We start from the raw sequence: 14,719 nt of genomic DNA on the forward strand, positions 1-14,719 counted from the left end.
CCCGAACCACCCTCTAGCCCACCAAGGCCCGTATTCCCATGAAAACTCCCAAGCTGGTCGCTCTCGCGGCCGACGTGTTCCCGTCCGACGATTCGTCCGATTTCCCTGCCGAATCCGTGGCGGAAGCCCCCGTTCCCCGCAAGCGCGCGAAGGCGAAGAAAGCCGTCACCGTCACCGAAGACGCCGCCGTCGCCGATCCGGAGCCGGTCTCGCCGTTCGCTGCCGTCGCCGCTCCGCTGCGCAAGGCGCTGGAGGATCGCGGGTTCACGGATCTCACCGTCGTCCAGCGCGCGGTGCTCGCCGACTCCGCGATGGGCCGCGACCTTCAGATTTCGTCGCAGACCGGCTCGGGCAAGACCGTGGCGCTCGGGCTCGTACTGGCGCCTCAACTGCTCGAGATCGCCAGCCAAGCGGCGACCGGCAAGGATGCCAGACCGCTGCGGGCGCTGCGCGGGCTCGTCATCGTTCCGACGCGCGAGCTTGCCGTGCAGGTCAGCACCGAGCTCGCATGGCTCTACGCCGGCATCGCCGGCCTCACCGTCGAGTGCATGACCGGCGGCAGCAGCGTCGGCCAGGAGCGCCGCCGCCTCGAACGCAAGCCCACCGTCGTCGTCGGGACGCCCGGGCGCCTGCTCGATCACATCCGCACCCGGGCCCTCGATTGTTCGTCGCTGATCGAGCTCGTGCTCGATGAAGCCGACCGCATGCTCGACATGGGCTTTCGCGAAGAGCTCGAAGCGATCCTCGAAGCGACGCCCGCCGAGCGCAGGACGCACCTCGTCTCGGCCACGTTCCCGTCGGACATCCAGAAGCTCGCACGCAAGTACCAGAAGGAGCCGCTCGCCGTTCAGGGCACGCGGCTCGGCGCGAGCAACGAGGACATCGAGCACGTCGGACATCTCGTGCGGCTGCACGATCGCTTCGCCGCGATCGTCAACCTGCTGCTGCTCACGGAAGACGAACGTACGCTGATTTTCGTGAACACGCGCGCCCAGGCTTCCGAGCTTGCCGACCAGCTTGCGGGCGAGGGCTTTGCCGCCGCCGCGATCAGCGGCGAGCTCGAGCAGAGCCAGCGCACGCGCACGCTCGATGCGTTCCGCAGCGGTGTCACGAACGTGCTCGTCGCAACCGACGTGGCCGCGCGCGGCCTCGACATCGCCGACGTCGCGCTCGTCATCCACACCGACGCTCCGTTCGACGCCGAGAGCTATACGCACCGCGCCGGTCGCACCGGCCGCGCCGGCCGCAAGGGCCGCAGCGTGCTGCTGTCGACTCCGATGCGGCAGAAAAAGGTCGAGTACCTGCTCTCCCGCGCGAGGGTCAAGTTCGACTGGCGCGAGGTGCCGAGCGCTGCGAACGTCGAAAAGGCGCTCGCCAAACGCGAGCGCCGCCGCATCCGCGAGGCTCTCACCGCGGCCACGGAACCGACCCCGACGCAGATCAGCTTTGCCGAGAAGCTCCTCGAGGATGCCGATCCGTCCCACGTCGTCGCGAGCCTGATCGAGCTTTGTCGTGACCCACGCCGGACCGCGCCTCGGGAAGTCGAGACGTTCACGCCCACCGCGATGCGGGCGCGCGTGCCGTCCGAGCGCGGCAACTGGCAGGACCGTCCCGATCCGCGCGAGCGCAGCAGCGCGCCACGCGGTGCCGATGCGCGTCCGATGCGGCGCATGGAAGCGCGTGATGCCGGCGAGCCACGCTTTGCCAGGCGTACAGATTCCCGCGATTCCTCGCCTGCGTATTCGCGAGGAGACGAGAGCGACCGCCGCACCGCGCCGCGTCAGCTCGCCGATCGCTTCGAGATGAACTGGGGCCACGAAGGGGGCGCCACGCCCCAGCGCGTGCTCGCGGTGCTATGCCGGCGCGGCGACGTCACCAGCCGCGCAATCGGCACGATCGACATCGACTCGTACGTCACGTCCTTCGAAGTCGCGCGGGAGAACTCGCGGGACTTCGAGCACAACGCCTCGATGCCCGACGATCGCGATCCTCGCCTGATCATTCGCCGCGCCCGCGCGCGCGAACGCGTGGCGCGTCGCGGTCGGGACTGATCCCCGCTTCGATCCGGTTTGTCTGACACGGGCAGACGCGAACACAGGAGTCCGCCTGCGCCCGACACTGTCCGGATCAGATTCAATCCCCTTCCTGACGCCGGCGTCAAGTTAAGTTGACGCCGGCGTCAACTTCTGCCAGAAGCCGCCCGTGGAGAATCCGCGTGGCTTCCCGCCGCTGACCGGCAAGCGCGAGCACACCAAGGCCGAGAACCGCGCGGCCATCCTCGCCGCTGCGCGCGTCCTGTTCGCCGATCCCGGATTCGAGGCCACGACGATTCGCGATGTGATCCGGGCAACCGACCTGGCCGCCGGGACCTTTTACAACTACTTCCGCGACAAGGAGTCGGTGCTGCGCGCGCTGCTCGACGAAAAGATGGCCGAGATGCAGCAGCGGGCGCGCGACGCGCGTCGCGGCGCACTCACGGTCGAGGAGATCGTGCAGCGGACCATCGAGTCGTCGTTCGCAATGCTGATCGAGGACCGCGCAGTCTTCCACCTGCTCCGTCGCAACGCCGGCGCCGTTCGCGCGATCCTCGACGAACCGAGCTTCGTCGCGGTCGGCGACGAGTTGAAGCGCGAGCTCGAGCGCTCTCTCGAGCGTAGTGGTGCTGCGAAGGTCGATGCCGAATACCTGACGGCAGCCATCAGCGGCATTGCCTTCGAGGTCGCGGCTGCGGCGGTGGATCGACCTCCGGGTGAGCTGCCCGCTGCTGCCGATTTCGCCGTTCGCCTCGTGCTCGGCGGCGTCGCAGCGCTGCTGAAAAACAAGGGCGCGCGCGTCCCGGTTCGCCGCGCCTCCCGCCGCGTTCCAGGCAGCGCCCGGAGCTCCGACGAAAACCCTTCGGACACACCAAGGCGCCCGAGCGCCAAACTCCGGCGGACTTCCGTTTCCGCCGCCAAGACGAGGACCCCACGATGACCGAAACCGAACGCCTCGAGCTGGGCAGGATTTTCATCGATCCGAAGGCCTACGCCGACGAGAAGCGCTGGCACGCTGCAGCCGCAACGCTGCGCCGTGAGGATCCGGTGCACCTCGTCGAAATGCCGGGTTTCGATCCGTTCTGGGCAGTGATGCGCCACGAGCACGTGATCGAGATCGAGCGCCAGCACGAAAAGTTCTGGAACACCGTCGAGTCCGTGCTGATGCCGTCGGCGGCGCAGGAGCAACGCGACGCGATCGGCGTGCCGATCAAGACCCTGGTGCACATGGACGGGGCCGAGCACCGCGCCTACCGCGCCGTCACGCACGACTGGTTCAAGCCGGCCAACCTGAAGCGCCTCGTGGGCGAGCGGGTGGACGGCCTGGCCCGGGATTTCGTCGACAAGATGGAGTCGCTCGGCGGTCGCTGCGACTTCGCGCGCGAAATTTCTTTCCTCTACCCGATCCGGGTCATCATGGAGATCCTCGGCGTTCCCTACACCGACGAGCCGCGCATGCTGCAACTCACCCAGCAGCTCTTCGGCAACGAGGACGGCGAATTCTCGGGCACCGACGACCGGATCAAGGCCATTCTCGACTCCCTGATGGATTTCGCGATGTACTTCTCGGCGATGACGGCCGATCGCCGCGAGCATCCGAAGAGCGACTTGGCCAGCACGATCGCGAACGGGAAGATCAACGGCGAGCCCATGGGGGACCTCGAAACCGCCAGCTACTACACCATTGCAGCGACCGCCGGCCACGACACGACGTCCAATTCACTGGCGGCCGGCATGGAGTTGTTCGCCCGCCACCCCGACCAGCTTCGCATCGTCCAGGACGACATGTCGCTGATCGAGAATGCCGTCGACGAGATCATCCGTTTCGCGACGCCGGTGCGGCACTTCCTGCGCCATGCCCAGGAGGACTACGAGCTCGGCGGAAAGAAGATCAAAAAGGGCGATCGCCTGTACATGGCGTACCTTTCGGCCAACCGCGACGAGAGCGTGTTCGAGGATCCGTTTCGCTTCGACGTGCAGCGCAGGAACGCCGACGAGCACCTTGCCTTCGGCATCGGCGTGCACTTCTGCCTCGGCTCGCACCTGGCGCGAATGGAGCTCCGGGCCTTCTTCCGCGAGCTGCTGCCGCGTCTGGAATCGGTGGAGCTCGACGGCACGCCGCAGTATGTGCTCGCGACCTTCGTCGGCGGTCCGAAGAACGTCCCGATCCGCTACAGGATGCGGCCGGTGGACCAGCGGCGCGAAGTAGCCTGAACCCGGGCGATCGCTCCGGCGGATCTCTTTTCGGCAGGCATCGAAAGTCTCGAGCAGGGAGAAAGCGATGAAAAAAGCACTGAGCGACCGTGAGCTCGAACTGATCAACTCGTACTGGCGTGCCTGCAACTATCTTTCGGTAGGAATGATCTACCTGAAGGACAATCCTCTTTTGAGGAAGCCGCTCGAAACCGAGAACGTCAAGCACCGCCTGCTCGGGCACTGGGGCGCAAGTCCCGCGCTGTCCTTCACCTGGGTACACTGTAACCGGCTGATCGTCCGCGACGATCTCGACATGATCTTCGTGGCCGGCCCCGGGCACGGCGCGCCCGGCGTGCTCGGACCCGCGTATCTCGAGGGAACGTATTCGGAGATCTACCCGGACAAGAGCGAGGACGAGGACGGCATGCGCCGCTTTTTCCACCAGTTCTCGTTCCCGGGACACATCGGCAGCCACGTCACTCCGGAGACTCCGGGTTCGATCCACGAAGGCGGCGAGCTCGGCTACAGCCTTTCGCATTCCTACGGAATGGTGCTCGACAATCCCGACCTCATCGTTGCCTGCGTGGTCGGCGACGGCGAGGCCGAGACCGGACCGCTGGCCACGGCCTGGCATTCCAACAAGTTCATCAACCCGGCCCGCGACGGTGCCGTGTTGCCGATCCTGAACCTGAACGGCTACAAGATCGCGAACCCGACGATCCTCGCGCGTATCAGTCACGAAGAGCTCACGGCGCTTTTTGTCGGTTACGGTTACAAGCCCTACTTCGTCGAGGGCGACGACCCGGCCGAGATGCACCAGAAGATGGCCGCCACCCTGGACGAAGCCATCGGTGAGATCCGCGCACACCAGAAAGTCGCACGCGAGTGCGATGAGCCGATGCGTCCGCGCTGGCCGATGATCGTGCTGCGCTCGCCCAAGGGATGGACCGGACCGAAGGTGATCAACGGGCACAAGATCGAAGGTTCGTGGCGCTCCCACCAGGTTCCGTTCTCCGACGTCAGGGGCAACCCGGCCAACCTCCAGCTGCTCGAGCACTGGATGCGCAGCTACAAGCCCGAGGAACTGTTCGACGCGCGCGGCGCCCTGATCCCCGAGCTCAAAGCGCTCGCACCGAAGGGAACGCGGCGCATGAGCGCGAATCCGCACGCCAACGGCGGCTTGTTGCGCAAGGAGCTCAAGCTTCCCGACATTCGCGACTACGCGGTGGACGTCCCGGCACGCGGTGCGGTCGAGTACGAGAATACCCGCCCGCTAGGCGAGTACCTGCGCGACGTGATGAAACTGAACATGTCGAGCTTTCGTCTGTTCGGACCGGACGAAACGGCGTCGAACCGCCTTCAGGCGGTATACGAGGCGAGCCGCAAGACGTGGATGGCCGACTACCTTCCGGAGGACGCCGATGGCGGCGAGCTCGCCCGCGACGGTCGCGTGATGGAGATGCTGTCCGAGCACACACTGCTCGGCTGGCTCGAGGGGTACCTGCTGACGGGTCGCCACGGCCTCTTTCACACTTACGAAGCCTTCGCGCACGTGATCGACTCGATGTTCAATCAGCACGCCAAATGGCTCGATATCTCGAAGAATCACGTCGCGTGGCGCGCGCCGGTGGCGTCGGAAAACATCCTGCTGTCATCGACGGTGTGGCGCCAGGACCACAACGGATTCTCGCACCAGGACCCCGGCTTCATCGACCTCGTCACCAACAAGGGGCCGTCGGTCACGCGCATCTACCTGCCGCCGGACGCGAACACGCTGCTGGTCGTCGCCGATCACTGCCTGCGCAGCACCGACTGCATCAACGTCATCGTTGCCGACAAGCAAAAGCACCTGCAGTTCGCGACCATGGATGAAGCGATCGTCCACTGTGCCAAGGGCCTCGGCATCTGGAAGCGGGCAAGCACCGATGCCGACGCCGAGCCGGACGTCGTGCTGGCAAGTTGCGGCGACGTCGCGACGATGGAGGCGCTGGCGGCGGCCGCAATCCTTCGCGAACGCGTGCCGGACCTCAAGCTGCGCTTCGTCAACGTAGTCGACCTGTTCAAGCTCCAGCCCCAGACCGAGCACCCGCACGGATCCACGGAGCGGGAGATCGGCGGACTGTTCACCACCGACAAGCCCGTCATCTTCAACTTCCACGGCTATCCCTGGCTGATCCACAAGCTGGCCTATCGCTTCGCGGGGCACGAGAACCTGCACGTGCGCGGCTACAAGGAGAAGGGCAACATCAACACCCCTCTCGAGCTGGCCATGCTCAACGAGACGTCACGCTTCCATCTCGTGATCGACGTGATCGACCGCGTCCCGAAGCTGCGCACCCGGGCCACTCATCTGAAGGAAGAAATGAAGAACGCGATCATCGACAACATGAGCTACGCGCACGAGAACGGCACCGACCGGCCGGAGATCACCGGCTGGACCTGGCCATTCTGAGGCCGCCGGCGAGCGGGCTGACGGGGCGCGATCGACTCAGCGCAGGATCGGCACGCAATCGTCGCTGCAGCTTCGACCCTCGGGAACCGGTCCCTGGGCGGGACGGTGCATCACGGCGCGGGTCGGATAAATCACTGCGCGCGACTCGTCGCCCTCTCCGCGAACCGAACCATCGCCGTCGAGAATAAGGCTGTATCCGCCGGCTTCGACGGGAGACCACAGCAGGCTGACCAGCGGCCTGGCTGCAACGTTCGCGAGGCTTCGGCCGCCACACTTTGCGACGAGATCGTCGCCGTCCCATTGCACGTGGACCGACACCGAGTGCGGACGCCCGTCCGCGGCAACGGTCAGCAGGTAAGGAGCGGGACCGAAGCGCGCGACCGCGTCGCGCAGACCGTGGAGCTCGACGGGGATGCTCATGCGACAGATTTGTAGCCCAGTTCCGCGTACTGGAACAGCGCCACCCCCGGCCGGATCAACGGCTCGCACCCGCAAGATGACTCGGACCGTGCAAGTGCCGGTTCACTGGAGCGCTTCGCATGCAGCGGCCCTCCCCGTCTTCTCTAGCGGCCGGTGAATGCTGGTTTGCGCTTCTCCTTGAACGCCGCGATGCCCTCGAGATAGTCGTCGCTCTCGTAGACCGTCCGCCGCAGTCCCTGGATCATCTCGAGGATCTCCACGGGAAGCACGGTTGCCGCCAGCAGCATTCGAAACTGCCTTTTCATCACGCCGACAGCGAGGGGGGCGTTGTCGGCGACAGCGCGGGCGATGTCGTAGGCCTTGGCCTCCGCCTCCGCGAGCGTCGGCATCACGTGATTCACCATCCTCACTCCGAGTGCATCGGCAGCCGTGATGGGCCTCGCAGTGAAAAGCATCTCCTTGGCCATGTGCGGCCCGATCCCGTGGATGAAGTGGATCAGGCCCGACGGGTTGTACGGAAGGCCCAGCTTGGCGGGGGTGATCGCAAACGTCGCGTCCTCAGTGCAGATCGTGATGTCGCACGAGGCCAGCAGATCGCACGCCCCTCCCCAGACGCTGCCTTCGACGAGCGCGATGACCGGGGTCAACAGCATCTGGACCTTGCGCAGGAGGTTTTCGAGAGGTCCTTCGTAGTCGAGGGGATCGCGCCCGTGCCTGGGCAGTTCCTCGATGTCGTGTCCGGCCGACCAGACGCGCGTGCCCGCCAGGCCCCTCAGCACGATGACCCTGGCGCCGTCCTTCTCCAGGGATTCGAAAGCGGCAACGAGCTCGTCGACGAGCTTTGCGCAGATGCAGTTGCGGCGGGCGGGGTTGTTCAGCGTGATCGTGCCGATTCCCTCTTCGATGCGGACGAGAATCAGGTCCATCGCTACCTCCCCGGATGAGATCGGACCTTCGGCCGGCTTCCTGCCAATGTCCGTCGGCATCAATACGCCGTGAGGCCGGCCTTGCGCAGCACCTCGCACGCGCGCTCGGCGGACTCCGCGGTCGGCGCCTGGGTGTCTTTCAGCGTGTACTCGAGACCGAGTCGCTCCCACTTGAAACTGCCGAGCTGGTGGAACGGCAACACCTCGACACGCTCGACGTTTCCGAGGCCGGCCGCGAATTCGGCAGTGCGAGCCAGATCGTCCATGTCGTCGGTGAGTCCCGGCACGAGCACGAAACGAATCCAGATCGGCCGCCTCATCGCAGCGAGCCTGCGCGCGAATGCCAGCGTCGGGCCGACATCCATTCCCGTCAGGGCGCGGTGGCGCTCCGGATCCCAGGTCTTCAGTCCGAGCATCACCAGATCGATGTGGCCGAGCTCCGCGTCGCTGAGCTTGTCGCCATAGTAGCCGTTGGTCTCGATGGTCGTGTGGATACCCATGCGCCTGGCTTCCGCCAGCAGTTTGGCCGCGAAGCGGTGCTGCAGCAGCGGCTCGCCGCCGCTCAGCGTGAAGCCTCCCGACATGACCTTGAGCCCGTGACGATATTTGCCGAGCTCGCTGGCCGCCTGCTCGACGGACACGGGTATCCCGTTACCGAGCGTCCACGTGTCCGGATTGTGACAGTAACGGCAGCGCCACATGCAGCCGGTGGTCCATGCGACGACGCGCACGCCGGGTCCGTCGACGGCCGATCCTGTCGTGAACGAATGCAGGAAGCCCATGTCCCCGCTGGCGAGGGCCTCGCGCACGCTTTTCTCGGGAACGCCTTCGCCAAGGTGGACGCGCAGTTCAAAAGGGCTCTTCGCCTCCAGGGAAACTTTCGCCACGTCAGACATGGGCCTCTCCGTGGAACGTGCGATTGATGACGTCCATCTGCTGTTCGCGCGTCAGGCGCACGAAATTGACCGCGTAGCCGGACACCCGGATCGTCAGGCTCGGGTACTTCTCCGGGTGATCCATCGCATCGAGCAGCGTGTCGCGGTTCAGCACGTTGACGTTCATGTGGTAGCCCGTCGCGCTGAAGTACGCGTCCAGGATGCCGGTCAGGTTGGTGATGCGGTCCGCGGCAATGCGACCGAGGCCGGTGGGCACCAGGGTCGCGGTCAGCGAGATGCCGTCGGCGGCGTCGCGGTACGGAATCTTCGCGACCGAGGCAGCCGCCGCATGGATGCCATGGCTGTCGCGCCCGTGCATGGGATTGGCTCCCGGCGCAAAAGGCTCGCCCTGGCGGCGTCCATCGGGCGTGTTGCCGGTCGCCTTGCCGTACACCACGTTCGACGTGATCGTCAGGATCGACTGCGTGTGCACGGCATCGCGATAGGTCGGATGTTTGCGAAGCTTCGTCATGAAGGTGCTGACGATCCACACCGCCATCTGGTCGACGCGGTTGTCGTTGTTCCCGAACACCGGAAACTCGCCGTCGGTCTTGTAGTCCACCACCAGTCCGCTCTTGTCGCGGACGACCTTGACGCTGGCGTGCTTGATCGCCGAGAAGCTGTCGGCCACGACCGACAGGCCGGCCATGCCGAATGCCATGGTCCGAAGCGGCGCGTAGTCGTGCAGTGCCATCTCGACGCGCTCGTAGGCGTACTTGTCGTGCATGTAATGAATCACGTTCATTGCATTCACGTACACGCCCGCGAGCCAATCCATCATTTTGTCGAAACGTGCGACGACGTCGTCGAAGTCCAGCACGTCGCCTTCTACCGGCGGGAACTTTGGTCCGACCTGTTCGCCGTTCATCTCGTCGCGGCCGCCATTGATCCCGTAGAGCAGGCACTTGGCGAGGTTGGCGCGCGCGCCGAAGAACTGCATCTGCTTGCCGACCAGCATCGGGGACACGCAGCATGCGATCGCGCCGTCGTCGCCCCACGTCCGGCGCATGATCTCGTCGCTTTCGAACTGCAGGGAGCTGGTATCGATGGCGACCTTGGCAGCAAAGTGCCGGAACCCGTCGGGCAGGCGCGGCGAATACCAGATCGTCAGGTTGGGCTCCGGCGCCGGCCCGAGGTTGTAAAGGGTCTGGAGCATCCGGAAGCTCGTTTTGGTCACGAGGGAGCGACCGTCGTCGCCGCAGCCGCCGATCGACTCGGTCACCCAGGTCGGGTCCCCGGCGAACAGCTCGTCGTACTCGGGCGTCCTCAGGAAGCGCACGATGCGCAGCTTGATGACGAAATCGTCGATGATCTCCTGGGCTTGCGCTTCGGTGATCTTTCCGGCGGCAAGGTCCCTCTCGAAATAGACGTCGAGGAAGGTCGAAGTGCGGCCGAGGGACATCGCCGCTCCATTCTGTTCCTTGACCGCGGCGAGATAGCCGAAATAGAGCCACTGCACGGCTTCGCGCGCATCGGCCGCAGGTTTCGAGATGTCGCAGCCGTAGCTCGCGGCCATCTGCTTGAGCTCGCCGAGGGCCCTGGCCTGCTCGGATAGCTCTTCGCGATCCCGAATGATGGCCTCCGTGGAAGGTTCGCTGTCGAGTGCGACTTTCTCGGCCTTCTTTGCCGCGATCAGGCGGTCCACTCCGTAAAGAGCGACGCGCCGATAGTCGCCGATGATGCGACCGCGCCCGTATGCATCGGGAAGGCCGGTCAGCACGTGGGAGCTGCGGCAGCGCCGAATGTCGGCGGTGTATGCGTCGAAGACACCCTCGTTGTGGGTCTTTCGATACTTGCTGAAGGCCTCGACCATGTGCGGCTCGGGCTCGTATCCGTAAGCCTCGAGGGCGCCGAGCACCATGCGCAGGCCCCCGTTCGGCATGATGGCGCGCTTGAGCGGCGCCTCGGTCTGCAGCCCGACGATGACCTCGTTGTCCTTGTCGATATAGCCTGGCGAGTGAGCGGTGATCGAGCTCGGAATCTGGGAGATGTCGAGAACGCCCTTCTTCCTTTCCTCGACGAAGAGCTTCGTCAGCTGGTCCCAGATTTTTTTCGTGCGCGCCGTCGCCGGCGCGAGGAACGCTTCGTCTCCATCGTACGGCGTGTAGTTCAGCTGGATGAAGGCACGCACGTTGAGCTCCTTCTTCCAGAGACCGCCGCCGAACCCTTCCCAGGCCGCTTCGATATCGGCGGGCGTTTCTTTTTTTGCTGCGGTATCGCTCATCGTGAAGCTCCTGACGACGCTGTCGCGGTCCGGCGGCCGGAGATGCCCAGAAGGGCGCCCATGTGCCGCGCAATCATGAGCTCTTCGTTGGTGGGGATCACCCAGGCCGATACGCGGCTGCCCGCCGCGGAGATCCTCGCGCCGCCGGCTTCGTTGGCTTCGTCGTCGAGCGTGATGCCCAGCCAGGCCGACGCTTCGACGATACGGCGACGAATCTCGACGGAATGTTCGCCGATACCAGCCGTAAAGACGAGGGCGTCGATACCTGCGAGAACGCCAGCGAGCGCGCCGATGTGCCGCGTCACCTGGTAGACGAAGTAGTCCACCGCCAGCCGAGCCGCGGGTTCCTTGCTCGCCAGCAGGTCACGCATGTCGTTGCTGGTGCCCGAGATGCCGATCAGGCCGGACTTCTTGTAGAGCATCGTTTCCACTTCCGCTGCCGTGAGGCCGACGGTCTGGAACAGATGCAGGATGACGCCCGGATCGATCGAGCCGGGCCGGGTGCCCATGCACAGGCCGTCCAGAGCCGTGAACCCGAGCGTGCTGTCGACGCCCTTGCGTCCCTTCATCGCGCAGAGGCTCGCGCCGCTGCCGAGGTGGGCCACGATGACGCGGCCTTCGGCGATTTCGGGCGCGACTTCGGGCAGAGCCGACGCAATGTACTCGTAGGAAAGCCCATGGAAGCCGTATCGCTGCACGCCACCGTCGCGAATCGCCTTCGGCAGCGGAACCAGGTCGACCACCTCCGAGTGCCCGCGATGAAAGCTCGTGTCGAAACACGCCACCTGCGGAACTCCCGGAAGGCGTGCGCTCACCGCTTCGATCGCCGCGATGTTGTAGGGCTGGTGAAGCGGCGCAAGCGGCACCAGCGCACGAAGGTTGTCGAGCACCTGCGGCGTCACGATGCAGGGCCCGGCGTATCCGGCGCCTCCGTGCACGACGCGGTGCCCGGCCCCCACCACGCGCGCGCCGCCGAAATGCGTGCGAAGCCAGCCGGCGAGCACGTCGAGAGCCGCGCTGCCGTCGCGCACGGATGCGTCCAGCTTCTCGTCGGACAGCGATGCGCCGGCGGCATCCTTGACGGACAGTCGCGGCGTCGTGCCGATACCGTCGATCTGACCGCGTACCTCCAGTTGCCAGAGCTCGTCGCCCGGGCGGCAATACACGCAGAACTTGAGGCTCGAGGAGCCGGCGTTGAATACGAGAGCGTAGTCGTCCATGGCCGCTCCGTCCGGCTCAGGCCAACGGCCGGCGCCGCGCGTGGGCTGCGCGCATCGCAACTGCGCAGCTCGCGATCCTCGAGCGCACGCTGTCGGCGCGGCTGGTCAGGATCACCGGGACCTTCGCGCCGAGGACGATACCGGCGCTGTCGGCGTTGGCCAGGAAGCTCAGCTGCTTGGCCAGCATGTTTCCCGCTTCGAGATCCGGCGCCAGCAGGATGTCGGGATCGCCCGCGACCTCGGACTGGATGCCTTTGGTCCTGGCGGCATCGGCGCTGATCGCGTTATCGAAGGCGAGCGGACCGTCGAGGATCCCGCCCTTGATCTGTCCTCTCTCGGCCATCTTGCAGAGCGCCGCGGCATCGAGAGTGGCGGGCATTCTCGAATTCACCGTCTCGACGGCGCAAAGAATGGCTACCTTCGGCCTCTCGATGCCATAGGTGCGCGCGAGATCGATCGCGTTCTGGCATATGTCCACCTTGTCTTCGAGAGTCGGGGCGATGTTGATCGCGCCGTCGGTCACGATCAGCACTTTGTGGTAGGTCGGCACGTCCATCACGAAGACGTGGCTGAGGCGCCGCCCCGTGCGCAGGCCGCCCTCCTTCGAAACCACCGCGCCGAGAATCTCGTCGGAATGGAGGCTGCCTTTCATCAGCAGTTCTGCCTTCCCCGTGCGGACCAGCTCGACGGCTATCATCGCGGAATCGTGGCTGCTCTCCACGTCGACGACCTCGACACCGTCGAGCTTGATCGCATGCTTCTGCGCAATTTCGCGGATCTTCGCGGCCGGACCGACGAGGATGGGAATGATGAGGCCCTTCGCCGCGGCATCGATGGCACCGGCCAGCGCCGTTTCTTCGCAGGGATAAGCGACGGCCGTCGGGATCGGGGCGAGGTCGCGGCAGCGGTCGAGGAGTTGCTGGTACTTTCCGGTTCCTGTCTCGGTCATTGCGGTCTTCCTTCGGGAACGGGGGCCGCCTGCGTGGCCGCGGTCCCGGTCTCCCTCAGCAGCATGGTGAGGACGAAAGCGAGCCCGACTCCGTAAAGCAACGGCTCGAACGCTGCCTGGTAGTGCTCGAGCCGGAGATTCTCCGCGCCGGCGCCGGCCTTCACGAGGAGCCCGGCAAAGACGGGGCCGAGCACGGCGCTGAACGTGAAGTTGACGAAATTGACGACGCCCGTGGATGTTCCGCTCAAGTGCGCCGGGTTGGCTTCCTTGATCACGGTGTACGGCAGCATCGCTGCCCCGGACACGATGCCCGTCATGCAGCCGATCAGGTACGGGGGCAGTACGCCAAACGGTCCGTGAAGGATCGCGAACAGGCAGGCCAGAAGCAACAGGGCGGAGGCGGCGATCACGGGCTTGCGCCGGCCGATGCGGTCGGAGACGAAGCCGAGCAGCGGGCAGCCGATGATCCATCCGAGCGGCACCGTCGCCGAACGCATCACTGCGGCCGCGTAGTCGAATCCGTGCGCTTCCTGCAGGTATCGAACACCCCACACCATGTCGAAGATCGTCGTGGGAATGAACATCAATCCCGCAATCACGCCGCAAAGGATCGACTGCGGATTGCGGAAGACGACGGCGAGTGCGCGGGCGGTCTCGCCGACCCACGCGGGATTGCGTGCGGTGCGCGACTGTTTCGGAATCATCGCGAACAGCAGCACGCTGATCACCAGGCCGAGAACGCCCATGGCGGCCCAGAAACGGGTCCACGGCAAGCCGCCGGCGATCATCGGGCCCACGACGAATTGCCCCGCCGAGCCTCCGGCCATCCCGAACATCTGCGTGGCACCAATCAGCGTGGCTGCGCGGGAAGCAGGGAAGTGGGTCGTTGCGATGTAGGCCGCGCCAACCAGGGCGAATACGCCGCCGGCGCCCTGCATCAGGCGTCCCACGCTCGCCAGCAGGGGATTGCCGGTCGCGAAAAGCAGCGCTCCGATTCCGACTGCCGCAGCGCCGAACGGGACGACGCGCCGCGGACCGAGCCGGTCCATCGCCACGCCGGCCACGAGGCTGAACGGCGAGTAGCCGTAGTAGAAGAGGCCGGCCATGGATGCCACGCCCATCGCGCTCAGGCCGAACGCCGCCGACAGTTGCGGCATCATCACGGCCGGCGCCGATCGCAGCGCGTATTGATAGAAGTAGTAGACCGCGGTGACGAGCCACGCGACCCCAGCCGCCCTCGCGCCGGGGCTCATGCGCTTCTCTCGCCCGACCACCGCGAGTGCCAGCCTCCCACGTTGCTGCGCCCCGCGCTCGAATAGCTGGCCTCGTCGGCGAGGATGAGCGCCCGCAGATCCTGACTCATG

The 14,719-nt window shown here is 65.6% G+C and carries 11 protein-coding genes; 4 read left to right on the forward strand and 7 right to left on the reverse strand.

What is annotated here, in order from left to right; translation table 11 throughout:
* The first annotated feature begins 38 nt into the window (after positions 1 to 38).
* The 4 genes from VGK20_15170 to VGK20_15185 all read left to right on the forward strand — a co-directional run bounded on the left by VGK20_15170 (position 39) and on the right by VGK20_15185 (position 6,681).
* Complete coding sequence (locus tag VGK20_15170) at positions 39 to 2,051, forward strand: DEAD/DEAH box helicase (GenBank protein HEY2775382.1); 2,013 nt, start codon at positions 39 to 41, stop codon at positions 2,049 to 2,051.
* Between the two features lie 151 nt (positions 2,052 to 2,202).
* Positions 2,203 to 2,973 carry a TetR/AcrR family transcriptional regulator gene (locus VGK20_15175; GenBank protein HEY2775383.1) on the forward strand — a complete coding sequence of 257 codons (771 nt, stop codon included), beginning with the start codon at positions 2,203 to 2,205 and terminating at the stop codon, positions 2,971 to 2,973.
* Complete coding sequence (locus tag VGK20_15180) at positions 2,970 to 4,247, forward strand: cytochrome P450 (protein HEY2775384.1); 1,278 nt, start codon at positions 2,970 to 2,972, stop codon at positions 4,245 to 4,247. Before VGK20_15175 ends, VGK20_15180 begins: the two co-directional genes overlap by 4 nt.
* A 67-nt stretch (positions 4,248 to 4,314) precedes the next feature.
* Positions 4,315 to 6,681 carry a phosphoketolase family protein gene (locus tag VGK20_15185; protein ID HEY2775385.1) on the forward strand — a complete coding sequence of 789 codons (2,367 nt, stop codon included), beginning with the start codon at positions 4,315 to 4,317 and terminating at the stop codon, positions 6,679 to 6,681.
* Between the two features lie 36 nt (positions 6,682 to 6,717).
* Here VGK20_15185 and VGK20_15190 read toward each other — a convergent pair whose 3' ends face one another.
* From VGK20_15190 to VGK20_15220, 7 genes are all read right to left on the reverse strand, one after another.
* Positions 6,718 to 7,101: a hypothetical protein gene (locus tag VGK20_15190; protein HEY2775386.1), complete on the reverse strand. Its 384-nt coding sequence runs from the start codon at positions 7,099 to 7,101 to the stop codon at positions 6,718 to 6,720.
* Positions 7,102 to 7,244: 143 nt separating this feature from the next.
* Positions 7,245 to 8,027 (reverse strand): methylmalonyl-CoA decarboxylase, encoded by a 783-nt coding sequence (gene scpB, locus VGK20_15195; GenBank protein HEY2775387.1) that lies wholly within the window; start codon positions 8,025 to 8,027, stop codon positions 7,245 to 7,247.
* 59 nt (positions 8,028 to 8,086) lie between these two features.
* Positions 8,087 to 8,923, reverse strand: coding sequence for a pyruvate formate-lyase-activating protein (pflA, locus tag VGK20_15200; protein HEY2775388.1), 837 nt, complete (start codon positions 8,921 to 8,923; stop codon positions 8,087 to 8,089).
* The gene (pflB, locus tag VGK20_15205; GenBank protein ID HEY2775389.1) at positions 8,916 to 11,186 is read right to left on the reverse strand and encodes a formate C-acetyltransferase; all 2,271 of its coding nucleotides are present in this window, start codon (positions 11,184 to 11,186) and stop codon (positions 8,916 to 8,918) included. Before pflB ends, pflA begins: the two co-directional genes overlap by 8 nt.
* Positions 11,183 to 12,406: an acetate/propionate family kinase gene (locus tag VGK20_15210; protein ID HEY2775390.1), complete on the reverse strand. Its 1,224-nt coding sequence runs from the start codon at positions 12,404 to 12,406 to the stop codon at positions 11,183 to 11,185. The genes pflB and VGK20_15210 overlap by 4 nt, the downstream gene beginning before the upstream one ends.
* A gap of 16 nt (positions 12,407 to 12,422) precedes the next feature.
* Positions 12,423 to 13,355, reverse strand: a complete 933-nt coding sequence (locus tag VGK20_15215) for a bifunctional enoyl-CoA hydratase/phosphate acetyltransferase (GenBank protein ID HEY2775391.1) — start codon at positions 13,353 to 13,355, stop codon at positions 12,423 to 12,425.
* Positions 13,352 to 14,608, reverse strand: a complete 1,257-nt coding sequence (locus VGK20_15220) for an MFS transporter (GenBank protein ID HEY2775392.1) — start codon at positions 14,606 to 14,608, stop codon at positions 13,352 to 13,354. The genes VGK20_15215 and VGK20_15220 overlap by 4 nt, the downstream gene beginning before the upstream one ends.
* Positions 14,609 to 14,719 lie beyond the last annotated feature (111 nt).

The organism is Candidatus Binatia bacterium, assembly GCA_036493895.1.
Taxonomy (GTDB): Bacteria; Desulfobacterota; Binatia; order UBA1149; family CAITLU01; genus DATNBU01.